This window comes from Sporosarcina sp. Y838 (assembly GCF_056786515.1).
The window spans coordinates 136,739-151,465 of sequence record NZ_JBXCJD010000002.1 but is presented as its reverse complement, the minus strand read 5'-3'; the positions used below and the strand labels follow the sequence as shown (position 1 = coordinate 151,465).

Genomic DNA, 14,727 nt, shown 5'->3' with positions numbered 1-14,727 from the left:
AGACGCGCCTTCGCTGGATAAGTCTATGTAAGAAAGCGTATTTCGTTATCTATCATTGCGACGGCGACTAGTAAATATTTCAATACAGTGTGTAGAATCAGAAATTTTGCTAATACCGCTTCGCCGCTTTGTGGATGCCTCCCGTGATAAGCCAGAAAGGAGAGCACTTTCAGTCTTATCGCTCTGGCTACCACTGGACGCGCCTTCGCTGGATGGTCTCTTTAAGAAAGCGCATTTCTTTATCAGGGATAAGACCTACAGTCTAGAGTGCGTCATTTTTCAATGAAATTAGTATCAAATAGTAATCACATTATAATCTCAGTCTATACATCTCAAAATCACTTTCAATAATGGAGAAATCCAGCGCAGAAGCGACAAGGGGTAGCCGAAGCCCTGAGACTGGATGCGAAGCGCTAATCCAGGCTCATGGCGATAGGCATCCCCAAAGCGCCAAGCGGTCTAAAATGTCCACTCTGAATTGAAACTCTCTCAATAATGTCCACTCTGAATTAAAACTCTATCGATATTGGACGCTCTAGCGAAGGCGCGGCAAAGGGGTAGCCGAAGCCCTGAGACTGGATGCGAAGCGCTAATCCAGGCTCAGGGCGATAGGCATCCCCAAAGCGCCAAGCGATCTAAAATGTCCACTCCGAATTAAATCTCTCTCAATAACGGAAAACTCCAGCGCACATATCTAGTCACAAACCCGCCGCCTCAACACGCCCCGAGAAGAACGTTGCGCCGCCGCCCATATCCGCAATCCGATCTGGCGTCAATGCATTAACCAGACGTTTTTGACCCGATTGATCTCCCCATATCCCTTGACTCACAACAACGCCAGGAAGAACTTGCTCACCGACAGAAACAGTAAACTCACATTCACCGCGCTCATTCCATATACGGACATCTGCTCCGTCTTCGATTCCTCGACTTTCCGCATCTAGTCGATTCATGAACAACTTAGGCACTTTTTCAAGCTTGATGTGTTTTTCATTGTTCGAAAAAATCGTATTCATGAAGTTGTGATTAATTGCCGGTACGTAAAGTAAAGGATGATCGGAATCCTGAATAATCGGGATATACGTTGGAAGAGCCGGGAATCCTGCTGATTTCATCTGTTCTGAATACAACTCGATTTTTCCACTCGGCGTCTTTAAATTGTTCAATAGATTGCCGGTACCGCTTGCTTTCATATAGCGTTTTTCCTTTAAAGCAGCATACGACACTTCGGATAAATGAGGGTTGGACAAATGGCTTAACGCTTGGTCAACCATTTCCTCATCGTTGTCTAGAAATGGTTGCTCGTCAAAGCCCATTGCTTGCGCCAGCAATCTGAATACGTCCGGGTTGGATTTACTGTCCCCGTAAGTTTCGATGACGGGTTCCTGCAAATGGATGTAGTGGTGCCAGAAAGACGTATAGATGTCCGTGTTTTCGAAAGCGGATGTCGCTGGCAAAACAATGTCCGCGTACAAGGCAGTGTCTGTCAAAAACAAATCATGAACAACTGTGAACAAATCTTCACGGGCTAAGCCATTCCGTACTTTATTGGCTTCCGGTGCGACAACTGCGGGGTTGCTATTATAGACATACAAAGAGCGAATCGGCTGTTGTTCCTCCATTAATGCTTGTCCCAATAAATTCATATTGAATCTGCGCGTCGGCACTACCTGAAGTTCGGGACGTTCGAGTGCGGCAGTATTATGCGTCAAATAATCGGAATTCGATTTGAGCGCCCCTCCGCCTTTCAATGCCCATTGCCCTGTCAAAGCAGGCAAACAGGAAATCGTCCGGACCATCATGCCGCCGTTATCATGATGCTGCAGCCCATTGCCGATGCGAATCATCGAAGGGGAGACGGTCCCGTACATCCGCGCCAATTCATAGATATCTTCCTCTGGCACGCCCGTAATGGCGGAAACCGTTTGCGGATCGTAGTGCTGCAATACATGCTCGCCGAGCTCTTCGTGGCCGATTGTATACTGTTCCAAAAACGATTGATTGACCAGTTTTTCCTTATAAAGAACATGCATGATTCCGAGTGCAAGCGCTCCATCAGTTCCGGGAAGAATGGGGATGAACCAATCAGCCATGCGTCCGGTCTGGTTTTTATGGACGTCAATGACCACGATTTTAGCACCGTTTTTTCTCGCTTTTTGTGCAATCATGATTTGGTGCATATTGGTACTGACGGCATTGATGCCCCAGAAAACAAATAATTTCGTTTCCGCCATCTCTTCCGGATCTGTTCCAAAACGCCCGCCCATCGTGTAATTGTAGCCGACCTCGCCAGCGACTGAACAAATTGTCCGGTCTAGTTGACTCGAACCAAGGCGGTTGAAGAAACGGCGATCCATCCCTTTGGAACTGAGTTTCCCCATATTGGCATAGAAACTGTAAGGAAGAATCGATTCCGGACCTTCTTCGGAAATCAGTTTTTTCCATTGATCTGTGATGGTTGTGATGGCTTCTTGCCAACTGATTGGAACGAATTGTCCATCGCCTTTTTCCCCGACGCGTTTTAAAGGGGTAGTAATCCTTTTTGGGTCATAAAGGCGTTCAGTCATATGTCGAACTTTGTTGCAAATACTTCCTTTTGTGATGGGATGATCGGGATCGCCTTCAATTTTAACGATTTTCCCGTCTTCTTTATGAATAAGCAATCCACATTGGTCTGGGCAATCAAGCGCACAAACCGAGGGGACAACACCATTTTCTATATCAATATACGATTTCATAGCAAAAATCCTTTCAAACAAACGATTTATGCTAGATAGTATAGCACATTTCAAACTATTTTTTTAGAAAGTTTCAATAAGTGGTTGACTTAAGATTAGTTATTCTATACAGTTAACTCATTAGTTTAACTTTCGACACTTTTCGACCAATTACATATTAATCTTCTATCGAGAGAAGTTGAGGGACTGGCCCTATGAAACTTCGGCAACATAATTGTGCCAAATCCAGCAAGCGTAGCTTGAGAGATAGAAAGGGTAAAGCATATTTATATTGCGCTAGCGATGTATGCCACCAACTCTTTCTGTCTTTACAGGAAGGGTTTTTTTATTTTTCAATCAATTTGTCCAACATCTATAAATAGAAATGGAGAGAACAGTATGTTAGAAAGAATTGGAATTACGAAAAATTTAGGATGGGGCTTTTTCGGAGTCATGCTGTTCATGATGGGAGACGGAATTGAAGCTGGTTGGCTAAGTCCGTTTCTAATTGAAAGCGGGTTAACCATTCAACAGTCAGCTGCTATTTTCACAGTCTACGGAATCTCGATCGCGCTGTCTTCTTGGTTTTCAGGCGTCTGTGTAGAGGTATTTGGTCCAAAACGTACAATGGCAATCGGCTTAGCTGTTTATATTGTCGGTACCGCAGGGTTTATCACATTCGGTTTTTCAACGATGAATTATCCGATTATGCTACTCACTTATTTCATTAAAGGTTTCGGTTATCCATTGTTTGCCTATTCCTTCTTGACATGGGTCATTTATAAAACGCCACAAAACAAATTGAGTTCTGCCGTTGGTTGGTTCTGGTTTGCGTTTTGTGCGGGAATGATGGTGCTGGGCGCATACTATTCAAGTTACGCAATCCAGTATCTCGGTTACATCAATACAATGTGGTCATCTATTTTCTGGGTATGTCTCGGTGCATTCTTTGCTTTAGTACTCAATAAAGACAAGTTCCAAAAGAAAAAACTCGCGAATAAAAAAGAAGCGGTCACGGAATTATTGAAGGGTATCACCATTTTGAAAACAAACAAACGGGTTGCTGCAGGTGGGGTTGTCCGTGTTATCAATAGTTTAAGTGTCTATGGATTCCCGGTATTCTTACCGATGCATATGGCGCAACATGGCATTGAAACAAGTGCTTGGCTGCAATTATGGGGAACGTTTTTCTTAGGAAACATCATTTTCAATTTAGTGTTCGGTTTCATTGGGGATAAATTCGGTTGGAAAAACACAATCATTTGGTTTGGTGGAATCGGTTGCGCGATATTCACGCCACTTCTGTTCTATGTACCAGTGATTACAAATGGTAGTATTCTCATGACGAGTATTGTTGGATTCATCTGGGGTGGCTTGGTAGCGGGCTACGTTCCAATCGGTGCCCTCGTACCGTCCGTTGCAGGTGAGGATAAAGGCGCAGCAATGTCCGTGTTGAACTTTGCCGCGGGTCTGTCTACATTCGTAGCACCAGCAATCGCTTTAGCGTTTATCGGCCTTGTAGGAGCAGAAGGGGTCGTGTGGATTTTCAGTGCACTCTATGTAGTGAGTGCGATCATCGTGAAATTCATTCGTATACCGGAAGAGGAAGAGCGAAAGGCGCAGGAAAAAGCTACGCTGGTTACCTCATAAAACCATTGTCGGGTAGGCATTGATTGACAAAGTTATGGGCAGATGAAATAATCACAATTAATTGAAAAAAATACGAGATTTCTTATCTAGGTAGAGGGACACTAGGCTATTTCTCGCTATGTGTTGTTGTAGATAAGAAGATGTATCAATGACCTCTTCTTCTAATAGAAGGGGTTTTATTGATAGATGGTAGGAGGATATATAGATGAGTGCAGAGTTCAATCCAGTAATTTTCTGTGATTTCGATGGTACAATTACGATGAAAGATAATATTATCAATATTATGGACAAGTTCGCTCCTGCTGGATGGGTAGAGATCAAGGACGATATTATGTCACAAAAGGTGTCCATTCAAAAAGGGGTCAAGTCACTCTTTGCTTTATTGCCCACTTCCCAAAAAGAACAGATCGTGTCGTTCGTTTTGGAGGATGCGGAAATCAGGGAAGGTTTTGGTGAATTTGTTCAGTTCACCCGCGAGAAAAACATACCGCTCTATATCGTAAGCGGCGGCATCGACTTTTTCATTCACCCATTGCTTGAACCATTCGGGCCGTTCGATAAAGTCTATTGCAACGAAAGCGATTTTTCAGGAGAACACATCAAAATCCTTTACCCGCATCAATGTGATGAAAACTGTGTAAATCAAGGCTGCGGTTGCTGTAAGCCGACAATTATTCGCGACAACACGACCGAACAGCAAACGAGCATTGTCATCGGTGACTCGATTACAGACCTAGAAGCGGCAAAGCTTGCCGATATCATCATTGCTAGGGATTTCTTAATTGAAAAATGCGAGGAATTGAACATTCCTTATTCTCCATTCACTAATTTCCATGACTGTATTCGGATCATTGAAGCCCGCTTGAATGTGCAAGTGTAAGTAAAAACCAAAAATCGATTAGAGGAGAGATGAGTAAAATGGCGACAATTACAATTCAAGGAACAAACGAAGTTATTGAAACACACACAGAGGTTGCAGCATTTCTAGAGCAACAAGAAGTCGTTTATGAGCACTGGGATATCGCAAAGCTGCCCGAAAACCTTCGTGAAAAATTCAATTTAACGGATGAAGAAAAAGCAGAGATTCTAAAGGCTTTTAAAACAGAAATCGATGACATTTCAGAACGCCGCGGTTATAAAACGGCAGACATTATCTCACTATCAGATGCGACACCTAATTTGGACGAGCTTCTGAAAAATTTCGAACAAGAACACCATCATACAGACGATGAAGTACGTTACATTGTCAGTGGACATGGCGTATTCATCATCCAAGGAAAAGACGACCGTTTCTTTGAAGTGCATCTAAACCCAGGCGATTTAATCTCCGTTCCGGAAAACATCCGCCACTACTTCACACTCGCTGCCGATCGCAAAGTAGTAGCTGCACGCATCTTCGTAACACAAGAAGGATGGGTACCGGTCTACTAAAAGAGGCGTTTTGTACACGCGCTATATAATGAAGGGAGATATAGACAATGACTGAAAAAAAGTTTGAAAAAGCTGCATTTGCAGGTGGATGCTTCTGGTGCATGGTGAAACCATTTAAAGAATGGCCAGGCGTCCAAGACATCGTATCAGGTTATATGGGCGGACATCTCGATAATCCAACGTATGAAGACGTGAAAAAAGGCGATTCCGGCCACATAGAAGTCGTTGAAATCACTTTTGACCCTGCCTTATTCTCATACGATAAGTTGCTCGAAGTATTCTGGCAACAAATCGATCCAACAGACGCAGAAGGTCAATTCCATGACCGCGGCTCATCTTACACAACTGCCATTTTCCATTACACAGAAGAACAACAGGAAATTGCTGAGAAATCAAAAGCCAACCTAGCGGCAAGCGGTATTTTCTCTAAACCCATTGTCACAGCAATCCGTCCCGCAGAAACCTTCTACCGGGCAGAAGAGTACCATCAAGATTATTACATAAAAGAAAAAGAACATTACACAGACAACCGTGCCCGTTCTGGCCGCACTGAATTCATCGCGGAGCACTGGGGAAAATAATAAGAAATAGGTAGAGGGTCGAGCGTTTGCTTGGCGCTCTGCCTTTTTTGTTGGGGAATAAGGGAGGGACCACCCATATAACGAATGCGACCGCTCACACCCTGCGTCCGACCGCCCGTATAACGAATGCGACCGCTTAAACCCCGCGTCCAACCGCCCATATAACGAATGCAACCGCCCAAACCCCATACCAAATCAAGCACCACTCCGCTATTCCCAAAAAACAAAAACCCCCACTCAATTCTAGTGCCAAATAAATCCCTTCTTTTCAAGCATCTTTATATCGAGATAAATATTAAATATTCAAAAACTTAAAATGAATCCAAAGTAACGAGTCTAGAGTGGGTATATTGATATTATATCAAAAAAGTACCAGTAGACTAGATTTGAAACAACTTTTTATCACTTCATAAAATAGAGACTACATGGTTAAGTGGGCTAAACTATCTAAGCCTAATTCGTGAAATATTGGCGTTCTTTGACAGTGGGTTAGCAGAGTGGTATTTATTATTAGAATGAAACTAGCTTATTAATAAAAGAGTGAGAAAAAATCACGCAATACTTAAATTTGCCGGCTAGTGAAAATGACTTATTTGAATTTCCTAGATAATCTAAGCAGCGTACTCCGAAGTTGTTAGATTTATTTTGCGAAGTCGTATTCCATCAAGATTAAATGCCTACATGAAAAACACATACAAAAAATTTACAAAAAAATACAAACCGACTTACAAACGAAGGATACATTGGAAGGAGACTATGAGTTGAAACGATTACTAATTCCAATCTTGATAGTTTTTTCGATTTTGATAGGGGGATGTACAGGCATGGAGAAATCAGGCGCTAAAGAAGAAACAACAAAGGAACTTCCGGATACAATTGCAGTACAAGACGAGTTTACACGCTCATTCCTCGTTTCAACAGACGAAGTTGCAGAAGGGCATTATGCCTTTAAACCATGGACAGAGGCCTATACGATGTGGATACCTGTGGATGCTAAACTATCCGAGGGTTTTTATGAAAAACGAGAAAAGCACTGGGAGCGATTTTCATATGCGTGGCTAGATAACGAAGAAAATCTATCCTACGGCTTATTTGCGCAATTTGAAGACCGACCTGATTCTGAGGAGGTAGGTTTAGAACACTTGTCTGACTATGCTAAATTTGAAGGTGAATATAGTAAAAGTGAAGATAAGAATACTGTTTATTACTATGGTAAAAGAATTTCTGAGGTTGGAGAAGAAGGAGAAGAAAAAATTCCCGTCTATTCACATATAGGCTTCATTAAAGATAAAAACAGTGATAAAGCATTAGGGCTAATGTTTGATCACCATTGCAGTGATTGGACAACAAATTGCACGGCAGATACAAAAAGTATTGAAGATCATTTTTGGGAATTAGTCAAATCAGTAAAATTTGAGGATTAAAGCAGATGATGCATTTGCTACCCAAGTCTAGCTAGAGGGGAGGACAAGATGCGTAAATCAAATGACGAACAACTAGACGTACTCGACTCCGCTATGGACTCGCCAATGATTTCAGTATTAATATTATCGATATCGTGGACAGTGGAACAGAAAACGCATCATTGCTTTTCCTAGCCATCAACCGCTTGGATGAACCTATGAAAAATATTTCATTCGATTACACGTTAGGCCTCGATTCTGGAGAAAACATATGGGGAGGCGTCGAAGTGAACCTTTCCGAAACAGATACCGGGATCATTCAACCGAATCATGCAGTTCCATTCTCCCTCGGCATAACGCCAGAACAAGAAGCACTCATTGACACACTCGAACAGGATAACCAAGTCGTGAAGATGGATAATTTTAAATTTGAATCTGTAAAATGAAGAAAGCGTTGCAATGCTACTTATGATTGCAACGTTTTTAGCTGTTTCGCCTGAATAGTGGATGCGACCGCCGTAAGCTTGTTGGGGACCGCTTATATATCGCGTGGACCGCCCGTATATGGATTGAGACCGCTCGTATATTTCGGAGGACCGACCATATATCGAGAGAGACCGCTGCCACCCGGCATAACGAAGGAGAAATGGATTCAATTGGAGATGCAATGAAAAATTTGTAAAAAACATTAACGATAATGTTTCTTCTTGGTTTAAAGGATAGGAGCGAATCGAAAATCGGAAAAAAAGGTATTGATGATGTTACGTTGTCTTATTTAAGATTCCAAACGCCACAAGAAAACAGAAAGAATATTATTGTGTACTTCTCTATTTTTCTATACGTGACCGGAATGATTCCAATCATTGCTGTACCATTCTCAGCCATGTATTTTACTATAGCAATTGTACCCATTATGTTAATCCAGTTATGGGCATTGCTATATTTAATTGCCCCCTACAAGTTTGAGAAGTCCTATTATCTCTTCTTCGGGATATACGGGGTAGTCAATACATTTGTCTATTTCTTAGCAATACAAAAGTTACTGTATCTCCATTTAGAATCAGTAGGAAAGGCTCCTGTCATTATTGGATTTATACTCTTTGTCAGCTTATTGGTGTCGATAAACTGGCTTAACATAAAGGCACTTTACACAGGAACGTATCATAAAATGCAACAGTCGAAGAGTATTAACGTTCGCTATTTAACATTTGCGGGAATAGGGTACGTAATTGCTCAACTCATATTAACATTCGTCTATAGTGAATCGGCAAAAATGATGATTTTCATAGTATTACTCTCGTCATTATCACTATTCACGGCTTATTTTACAGTCTACATTCACCGATACTATTATATTAGTAAAAACATGGATCACGTAAAACAGGTATACCCCTCTTTTGGTTTACCACTGAATGAAAGACAAGACGAATCTAAAAAAAGTAAGAGAAGGAAGTGAAGATGTGATTCCAGAGTTTACGGAAAATGATATTTTCGTTATGTTGCATACGCTAAATACAAGTCAATCATCGGTTTTTCCAATCCATTTATAGCGTTAACAAAACAGGAAATAGAAAAGGGATGGGAGAAAACGTATAAGAAACTTCATATTCGTGGGCTTGTTAACCTCGTCGACGGTGAAGTTAAGTTAGAGGAAGGGTTCGCCAATACGCTCTGGATTATGTCCAGAACGAATTTGACTGTGGAAATTCTTACTGACGGGAAAAAGAAAAGCATATTTTATTTCGGTACAGAGAATGTAGTTGAATGCTCTCGAACTTTGGATAATATTTACACACTCTATATGCACGGTGCTCCCGACGACACATGGAATGGCGTCATCTATCCACGTATGCTTGCTGGCGTTGAAAAACAAAAAGTGCAAATGAAAGATAGAATTCTTATTCCGTCTGCTGCTAATGTGACTGGAGACGTTGCTGTTGCGGGAGCCTCGATTGCAGCTTCTGCATGGGCCGGAGTTCAGGTGGGAGTGTATGTTGGTACGTTAGGTGGTCCTTTGGGGGTTGTAGTTGGTGCCGACGTAGGTTTAGTCGCCTGAGTAGTTAGCACGTATTTATTAAGTGAATTAAAAATAATGGATGTGGATAATGACGGGGAAAGGGATTCGGTTGGGGATGCAATAAAGAAAGGAACGAAAGGATTGATTGATAACGTTTCATCTTGCTTTAAATGATGTTTTAGGAGATGGAGAAAATGAGTAGTCAAACAGAGGTAGATAAAATTACCATGTCTTATTTAAATTTACTAACACCTAAAGAAAACCGGAGAAATATCATCACATTTTTCCTTTTGTTCCTAGATTTTTTTGGGATTTTCCCCTTACTGGCTGAACCATTCTCTTATGAATTTTTAATGGCAGCAATAATCCCGACTGCCTTGTTGCATATATGGGCGATTATTTACATTGTGGATCCATACGGTTTTGAATTATCTTATTACTTGTTTTTTGGAATTTACGGTATTGTTAATACGTATGTCTTATTTCTAGTCATTCAAAAGTTCCTCTATTTACATCTCCAAGTTTCAAGTAAGTACCCATTCATCTTCGGGATTGTACTTTTCCTTAGTCTTTTATTAATCATGAATTGGATAAATTATAAAGCTTTACATAGTGGTACTTATTATAAATTACAAATTAAAGAAGCAGGAAATGCATCCTGGATTGTTACTGCTTCCGGAATTGGTTATATATTGGCACAAATGATAATGACGTTTATTTTTAGTGAATCAATAAAGATGATTATTATCATATTTTTATATTCCCTTACTTCTGTATTAACCGCTTACTTTTCAACATCCATTCATAGGTACATTTTTTTAAGCAATAATGAGGAAACACTCAAGAAAATTTATCCTCATTTTGGGTTACCGAAAAATCAAAGGAACCTGCCAGTGAAAAAGCGAAAGAAGCATAAATAAAGTAAATAAGAAAATCAAGAGAAGAAAGAAGTGAAGGTATGATTCCTAAATTCACGGAAAATGATATTTTCAGGATTGTAACGCTTTTAGTTGTTCAATGGGATATGTAATCGTCCAACTTGCCTTATCACTCCTTTATAGTGAATCAGCAAAAATACTTTTTTTATAAGATAAGAAAGGATAAGTTATTTCTTCCCAGGTCGGTGTCACGCGGCATAACGACGGAGAAACAGATGCTATCAAAAAAGTTGTAAGAAACATTGACGATAATGTTTCTTGGTTTAAAGGATAGGAGAGAACCTAAAATCGAAAAGAAAAAAATTGATAAGATTGCGTTATCTTATTTGAAATTCCAAACACCTAAAGAAAATAGATCAAACGTCATCGCATTTTTCTTAATATTATTATATGTAATTGGTATGATTCCAATTTTAGGTGTGCCATTTTCATTCACTTACTTTATGGCGGCAATTGTACCGGTAGTAATCCTACAAATTTGGGCATTGCTTTATTTATTCGCCCCATACAAATTTGAGAAGTCCTATTATCTCTTTTTTGGTGTATATGGGGTCGTTAATACGTATGTCTATTTTTTATCAGTGCAGAAATTGCTGTATTACCATGTTGGAGTGGAGGGAAAAGCACCTTTTATTATAGGACTGTTTCTACTTGTCGGTTTACTTTTGATCGTTAACTGGCTAAATGTAAAAGCGCTTTATACGGGAACGTATCATGAATTACAACAAAAAAAGAACATCAATGTCCGCTGGATTTCAGTTGCAGGAATGGGATATGTAATAGGTCAGATTATCTTATCAACTGTCTACGGTGAATCTACAATAATGCTTATTATCGTAGTTCTAATTTCTCTACTATCGATTATCACTGCCTATTTCTCTGTTTATATCCATAGGTATTTTTATATTGTTAAAAATATAGATAGTGTAAAGCAGGTTTATCCAGAGTTTGGTTTACCACTGAATGAAAGACAAGACGAATCTTAAAAAAGTGAAAGTAGGAAGTGAAGATATGATTCCCGAGTTTTCGGAAAATGATATTTTCGATATGTCGCAAACGCTGAATACAAAGTCAATCATTCCATCAGAAATTAGATACAAAATAACCGTTTGATGTTGTTTTATAAAGAAGGCAGTAAGTGGTAGATTGACGGATTACATATATTCAGTTAACCAACTGGCAATTGGGCATTTAAAATAAATTGGGATTGCTAGATGGAAAAAGATAGTGTAAAAGCTTTAATTTTAATGAACAAGGTAGCTTATACAACGAAAAGTAATTGAAGCTCACAGTGTACCGCCCATAAATCGCGTGCGACCGCTCGAAGTACGCGGTGTACCGCCCAAATATCGATTGCAACCGCCCATAGAACCGAATCAGTAGCTAAATGATAGGAAGGTTGGAGATACAAATGCGTATCTGCAATATGGAACTCTGTTTTTATAGTAAATATATACATAGTCGACAGTACTGTTAATTCAAGATTGGGGAGTTTGAAAATGAAGAAGTTACTTGGAATTTTATTCGTCGCAATACTATTAATGGGGTGCAATGCCTCCGATGACAAGCAACAGAAGACAACGGATGAAGAAAACGTGAAAAAGAATAAAGAGCCACAAGCGCTTTCGTTGCAAGTATTAAAAGTAGACGAGGAAAATGGTGTCACATTGGAAGATGGGGTATATCAAGAATTGTCGGGTCTTGTAGAAGCTAATCCAACTATTGGCGTTGCGGACGACTTTAGTATTCACGCACTTGACCTTGTAAAAACAAAGGCTGGTGGGAGTGTCATGTTATTCTTAGGCATTAACCGGTTAGAAAAGGGAATCAAAGATATTACGTTAGAATACACGTTGGGCGTGGAGACGGAAGGAACAGTAGAATATATATTCAATCGTGAAGAGATACTCCTACCTGAGCGATATGCAGGTGTTATTCAGCCAAACCATGCGATCCCATTTACCCTACCACTAACACCAGAAGGGGAAAAAGTTCTTAAATTGTTGACCCAGGAAAATAAAATCATGAAAATTGATAACGCAACATACGAATTGGAGAAATAAGAAAAGTGCTACAGCTTTTGTATGCGGAGAAGTAATGGAGGTCTCGAATAAATGAAAAAAATAATGATAAATATAAGAGAAGTATTGAAACAGTCCGCTTCGGAAATCAAGGCGAACTGGAAGTTAAGTCAACAGGTAGAAGGTAAAAGGAATAAGATGACCATGTATGTATTAGTTTATATGAATATCGTTTTTTTGCTTGTCTACGCAAGCCTTTGTTATGGTTCTATTCTTTATATTCTGTTTGGAATCATAGGCGGCGCAATCCTAGGAATTACAGAAAGTCCATATTGGTTCTTATTATTCCTATTGCCAATAGCCGCGCTGCCCTTTTTGTATTTCGTGCATACCTTGTGGAAATCTCACTATCCCAACTTTAAAAAGGAATATTTAACAAAACATTCGATTCAAGTGCCCCCAGAGAGATGAGTATTTCCAAGGCAGCCGTTTTGGTAGCCGACGGATTATATTCCTACACACGCCCATCTCTGAATCATGTGGGGACCGCCCAAATATGGTTTCCAACCGCCGATATCCACACCCCACAAAACCGACGCACCGACAGTCACTAAGTCACACAAAACGCTATCCAGAAAAACCGTTAAGAAGTAACAAAGAAACCCTACCAAATTTAAATCGGATAATTTTCTGTAATCCGAAAGTGCCAAGAGCACCTATTTCACTCACTTACTCACCAACTTAAAAGCATTATCGAAACTGAACGGATCTAGTTCTTTCCTCACAACCAATAAAACATTCAAACATCGTATATCTTACTCAATATAGTAAAAAATCACAAAATTATATTTTCAGACATTGACTTATCTAAATGGATAGACTAGTATGAATATCAATTACATAGCTAAAACTCTTATAAAGAGAGGCGGAGGGATTGACCCTGTGAAGCCTCGGCAACCATTGAACAGTGTTCAAACGGTGCCAATTTCAACAGATTTATTATGAATCTGACAGATGAGAGGTTTTGCACGCGATATTTGTTATGCGGCGACCTCTTCTTTTAGGAAGGGGTCGTTTTTATATGGCAGGGGCGTTTATTATAACGAAGAGGGGGATTATGATGACTCAGAAAAAAATTGAATTGGCAACATTTGCGGGTGGGTGTTTTTGGTGTATGGTGCAGCCGTTTGATACGCAACCCGGTATTGAAAAAGTAGTTTCCGGTTATATTGGAGGCGTCACTGAAAATCCGACGTACGAGGAAGTGCGTGCGGGGGTTACGGGACATACGGAAGCGGTTCAAATCACATACGATCCGACTGTCTTTTCATATGAAAAACTAGTAGACCTCTATTGGCAGCAAATTGACCCGACGGATGCAGATGGTCAGTTTGGCAGTCGTGGAACTTCTTACCGCACGGCGATTATTTACCATCATGAGGAACAGCGACAAGTTGCGGAACGCTCAAAAGAGGCGTTAATCCAAAGTGGTCGCTTTGAAAAACCAATTGTTACTGAAATCGTTCAAGCCACAATCTTTTATCCTGCCGAGGACTATCATCAAGACTATTATCAAAAGAACCCAGAAAAATATAAAGTCTTCAAAGAAGAGTCGGGAAGAGCGCCCTTCATTCGCGAGAATTGGAATGGGAAATTGGTAGAGGCGTCACTTAAAAAGTAAATAGTTTTAAAGTATAGTTGACACATCGGAATAGATGGATTATTATGAATATCAATTACATAAACAAAACTCTTATAAAGAGAGGCAGAGGGACTGGCCCTTTGACGCCTCAGCAACCATTGAATTCATTCAAACGGTGCCAATTCCAGCAGATGTCGTTCGTCATCTGACAGATGAGAGGTTTTGCCTACAAACTACGTGTTGCGGCGACCTCTTAGTTCACAAGAGGCCGCTTTTTTATCTTTTTTCAGCAGAAGACTCTCACCTCTATAGGTGGGAGATGAATGT

General features: G+C 40.3%; 16 protein-coding genes and 3 riboswitches. Of the genes, 14 read left to right on the top strand and 2 right to left on the bottom strand.

The window, feature by feature from the left end:
* Positions 1-698 precede the first annotated feature (698 nt).
* Positions 699-2,738, bottom strand: a complete 2,040-nt coding sequence (locus tag AC1TO4_RS03500; RefSeq protein WP_482104173.1) for a molybdopterin oxidoreductase family protein — start codon at positions 2,736-2,738, stop codon at positions 699-701.
* Positions 2,739-2,900: 162 nt separating this feature from the next.
* Positions 2,901-2,991: riboswitch (SAM riboswitch) on the top strand.
* 125 nt (positions 2,992-3,116) lie between these two features.
* On the opposite strand from AC1TO4_RS03500, the gene AC1TO4_RS03495 reads away from it, so the two are divergent.
* The 11 genes from AC1TO4_RS03495 (at position 3,117) to AC1TO4_RS03445 (ending at position 11,723) form a co-directional block, all read left to right on the top strand.
* Positions 3,117-4,367 carry an MFS transporter gene (locus AC1TO4_RS03495; RefSeq protein WP_482104172.1) on the top strand — a complete coding sequence of 417 codons (1,251 nt, stop codon included), beginning with the start codon at positions 3,117-3,119 and terminating at the stop codon, positions 4,365-4,367.
* Between the two features lie 205 nt (positions 4,368-4,572).
* Positions 4,573-5,247 (top strand): 2-hydroxy-3-keto-5-methylthiopentenyl-1-phosphate phosphatase, encoded by a 675-nt coding sequence (locus AC1TO4_RS03490; RefSeq protein WP_482104171.1) that lies wholly within the window; start codon positions 4,573-4,575, stop codon positions 5,245-5,247.
* A 38-nt stretch (positions 5,248-5,285) separates the two neighbouring features.
* On the top strand, positions 5,286-5,798 hold the full coding sequence (locus AC1TO4_RS03485; protein ID WP_482102426.1) for a 1,2-dihydroxy-3-keto-5-methylthiopentene dioxygenase: 513 nt from the start codon (positions 5,286-5,288) through the stop codon (positions 5,796-5,798).
* 47 nt (positions 5,799-5,845) lie between these two features.
* On the top strand, positions 5,846-6,379 hold the full coding sequence (gene msrA, locus AC1TO4_RS03480; protein WP_482102427.1) for a peptide-methionine (S)-S-oxide reductase MsrA: 534 nt from the start codon (positions 5,846-5,848) through the stop codon (positions 6,377-6,379).
* Positions 6,380-7,140: 761 nt separating this feature from the next.
* A complete protein-coding gene (locus AC1TO4_RS03475; RefSeq protein ID WP_482104170.1) occupies positions 7,141-7,803 on the top strand; it encodes a hypothetical protein in 663 nt (220 codons plus the stop codon).
* Between the two features lie 48 nt (positions 7,804-7,851).
* Entirely contained in the window at positions 7,852-7,977 is a 126-nt protein-coding gene (locus AC1TO4_RS03470) for a hypothetical protein (protein ID WP_482104169.1), read from the top strand.
* 23 nt (positions 7,978-8,000) lie between these two features.
* Positions 8,001-8,228 carry a hypothetical protein gene (locus AC1TO4_RS03465; RefSeq protein WP_482104168.1) on the top strand — a complete coding sequence of 76 codons (228 nt, stop codon included), beginning with the start codon at positions 8,001-8,003 and terminating at the stop codon, positions 8,226-8,228.
* A gap of 320 nt (positions 8,229-8,548) precedes the next feature.
* Positions 8,549-9,238: a hypothetical protein gene (locus tag AC1TO4_RS03460; RefSeq protein WP_482104167.1), complete on the top strand. Its 690-nt coding sequence runs from the start codon at positions 8,549-8,551 to the stop codon at positions 9,236-9,238.
* A gap of 243 nt (positions 9,239-9,481) precedes the next feature.
* The gene (locus AC1TO4_RS03455; RefSeq protein ID WP_482104166.1) at positions 9,482-9,838 is read left to right on the top strand and encodes a hypothetical protein; all 357 of its coding nucleotides are present in this window, start codon (positions 9,482-9,484) and stop codon (positions 9,836-9,838) included.
* 155 nt (positions 9,839-9,993) lie between these two features.
* Positions 9,994-10,719, top strand: coding sequence for a hypothetical protein (locus tag AC1TO4_RS03450; RefSeq protein ID WP_482104165.1), 726 nt, complete (start codon positions 9,994-9,996; stop codon positions 10,717-10,719).
* A 260-nt stretch (positions 10,720-10,979) separates the two neighbouring features.
* Positions 10,980-11,723, top strand: coding sequence for a hypothetical protein (locus tag AC1TO4_RS03445; protein ID WP_482104164.1), 744 nt, complete (start codon positions 10,980-10,982; stop codon positions 11,721-11,723).
* Between the two features lie 275 nt (positions 11,724-11,998).
* Here AC1TO4_RS03445 and AC1TO4_RS03440 read toward each other — a convergent pair whose 3' ends face one another.
* Entirely contained in the window at positions 11,999-12,196 is a 198-nt protein-coding gene (locus tag AC1TO4_RS03440) for a hypothetical protein (protein WP_482104163.1), read from the bottom strand.
* 40 nt (positions 12,197-12,236) lie between these two features.
* Here AC1TO4_RS03440 and AC1TO4_RS03435 point away from each other — a divergent pair, with 40 nt between their 5' ends.
* From AC1TO4_RS03435 to msrA (AC1TO4_RS03425), 3 genes are all read left to right on the top strand, one after another.
* On the top strand, positions 12,237-12,800 hold the full coding sequence (locus AC1TO4_RS03435) for a hypothetical protein (RefSeq protein ID WP_482104162.1): 564 nt from the start codon (positions 12,237-12,239) through the stop codon (positions 12,798-12,800).
* Between the two features lie 51 nt (positions 12,801-12,851).
* Positions 12,852-13,229 carry a hypothetical protein gene (locus AC1TO4_RS03430; RefSeq protein ID WP_482104161.1) on the top strand — a complete coding sequence of 126 codons (378 nt, stop codon included), beginning with the start codon at positions 12,852-12,854 and terminating at the stop codon, positions 13,227-13,229.
* A gap of 439 nt (positions 13,230-13,668) precedes the next feature.
* Positions 13,669-13,779: riboswitch (SAM riboswitch) on the top strand.
* Between the two features lie 99 nt (positions 13,780-13,878).
* A complete protein-coding gene (gene msrA / locus AC1TO4_RS03425; protein WP_482104160.1) occupies positions 13,879-14,439 on the top strand; it encodes a peptide-methionine (S)-S-oxide reductase MsrA in 561 nt (186 codons plus the stop codon).
* A 69-nt stretch (positions 14,440-14,508) separates the two neighbouring features.
* A riboswitch (SAM riboswitch) is annotated at positions 14,509-14,619 on the top strand.
* Positions 14,620-14,727 lie beyond the last annotated feature (108 nt).

What these genes read in the sequence shown, in the direction of transcription:
- AC1TO4_RS03435 (WP_482104162.1), top strand. Translation starts at nt 12,237, where the DNA reads ATGAAGAAGTTACTTGGAATTTTATTCGTCGCAATACTATTAATGGGG.
- AC1TO4_RS03500 (WP_482104173.1), bottom strand. Translation starts at nt 2,738, where the DNA reads ATGAAATCGTATATTGATATAGAAAATGGTGTTGTCCCCTCGGTTTGT.
- AC1TO4_RS03485 (WP_482102426.1), top strand. Translation starts at nt 5,286, where the DNA reads ATGGCGACAATTACAATTCAAGGAACAAACGAAGTTATTGAAACACAC.
- AC1TO4_RS03470 (WP_482104169.1), top strand. Translation starts at nt 7,852, where the DNA reads ATGCGTAAATCAAATGACGAACAACTAGACGTACTCGACTCCGCTATG.
- msrA (WP_482102427.1), top strand. Translation starts at nt 5,846, where the DNA reads ATGACTGAAAAAAAGTTTGAAAAAGCTGCATTTGCAGGTGGATGCTTC.
- AC1TO4_RS03465 (WP_482104168.1), top strand. Translation starts at nt 8,001, where the DNA reads ATGAAAAATATTTCATTCGATTACACGTTAGGCCTCGATTCTGGAGAA.
- AC1TO4_RS03490 (WP_482104171.1), top strand. Translation starts at nt 4,573, where the DNA reads ATGAGTGCAGAGTTCAATCCAGTAATTTTCTGTGATTTCGATGGTACA.
- AC1TO4_RS03430 (WP_482104161.1), top strand. Translation starts at nt 12,852, where the DNA reads ATGAAAAAAATAATGATAAATATAAGAGAAGTATTGAAACAGTCCGCT.
- AC1TO4_RS03450 (WP_482104165.1), top strand. Translation starts at nt 9,994, where the DNA reads ATGAGTAGTCAAACAGAGGTAGATAAAATTACCATGTCTTATTTAAAT.
- AC1TO4_RS03440 (WP_482104163.1), bottom strand. Translation starts at nt 12,196, where the DNA reads ATGTATATATTTACTATAAAAACAGAGTTCCATATTGCAGATACGCAT.
- AC1TO4_RS03495 (WP_482104172.1), top strand. Translation starts at nt 3,117, where the DNA reads ATGTTAGAAAGAATTGGAATTACGAAAAATTTAGGATGGGGCTTTTTC.
- msrA (WP_482104160.1), top strand. Translation starts at nt 13,879, where the DNA reads ATGACTCAGAAAAAAATTGAATTGGCAACATTTGCGGGTGGGTGTTTT.